General features: G+C 32.0%; 2 protein-coding genes and 1 pseudogene. All 3 read right to left on the bottom strand.

What is annotated here, in order from left to right; all coding sequences use genetic code 11:
• Positions 1 to 220, bottom strand: a pseudogene (locus HG1285_RS00890) (NAD(P)/FAD-dependent oxidoreductase); the annotation flags it as partial.
• A gap of 92 nt (positions 221 to 312) precedes the next feature.
• A complete protein-coding gene (cydB, locus tag HG1285_RS18560) occupies positions 313 to 1,041 on the bottom strand; it encodes a cytochrome d ubiquinol oxidase subunit II (RefSeq protein WP_008289534.1) in 729 nt (242 codons plus the stop codon).
• The coding region (locus HG1285_RS20585) for a cytochrome d ubiquinol oxidase subunit II (RefSeq protein ID WP_008289533.1) at positions 1,013 to 1,238 on the bottom strand (226 nt) is incomplete at its 5' end. The genes cydB and HG1285_RS20585, both read right to left, overlap by 29 nt.

The raw sequence follows: 1,238 nt of genomic DNA, 5'->3' as shown, positions 1-1,238 counted from the left end.
TTCCTAATTTATCATATACAGGTTTTAGCTCAAACTGTGTTTTTTCAGCCTTCATCTGGTTTATTCCTACCCATACAAGAGAAGGAATATAGGTAAATTTTGGGACCCTACTTATTACAGTTATTTCATGGTTTCCACCTATTTTTTTTAATGCATCCTGTAGTATTAAAGCTCCATAATGTCCTGCAAATCCAGCTCCAACAATTACTACTTTTGCCATTTTATCCTCCTTTAAATAGTAAAGGGGTAAGTTAGTATTAACTCTATAAAGCCAAATATTTATGATTTATATCATAATTAATTACAATAAATTCAATGTCCATATCCTCCTTCGGCAGAAACTTTTCCTTTAAATACTCTATAAACATAAACTGTGTATCCTATAATTAAAGGTAAGAAAATTAATGTTGAAATGAGCATTATTGTTAATGTTAAATCTGATGATGCAGAGTTCCAAATTGTAAGATTGTATTTTTCATCAATAGATGAATGTATAAATACTGGATAACTTGCAAGTGCGATAGTTAAAACAGTTCCAAGAATTGTTAATATTGAACCATAAATAACCTTATTATATTTTTCATCAACAACTAAGTATTTAAAATATAAAACAAGTCCAAGTATCATTAAAAACGGTGCTATCCAGAATAGAGGATAATCAAAGAAATTCAAAAACAGAGTTGGTTTTATTGCAATAATAAAGAAATCTGCAAGTATTAAACTTGCTACAAATCCGATAAATCCAACAACAGCACCTTTTTTTGCAAATTCAAAAGGTTTTCCTTCTGTTTTTATAAGGAGATACGCAGTTCCATGCATTAAATACATAAATAAAGAAACAAATCCCATTAAAACTGCAGTTGGATTTAAAAGCTGGATAAATGTACCGTGGTACACCCCTTTTTCGTCAATTGGAATACCGAGTACAGCATTTCCAACTGCAACTCCAAATAAAAGTGCAGGAACTGTATTTCCTACCCAGTAAGCAATATCCCAGGCTGCTTTCCAGGTTTTAGATTCTTTTTTTGTTTCTATACTCAAAAGCAGTTGCCCTAAGTATTAATGCCCATAAAACTATAAACATTGCAAGATAAAAAGCACTGAAAGATACAGCATACACAACACGAAAGGCTGCGAAAAGCATACCTCCTCCAGCAATAAGCCAGACTTCATTTCCATCCCATACAGGACCTACAGCATTCATATATGTAATTCTTGGGTTTTCGTCTTTCGCAAAA

The organism is Hydrogenivirga sp. 128-5-R1-1, assembly GCF_000171895.1.
The sequence above is the reverse complement of the archived record's forward strand: the minus strand, read 5'-3'. Positions and strand labels throughout refer to the sequence as shown.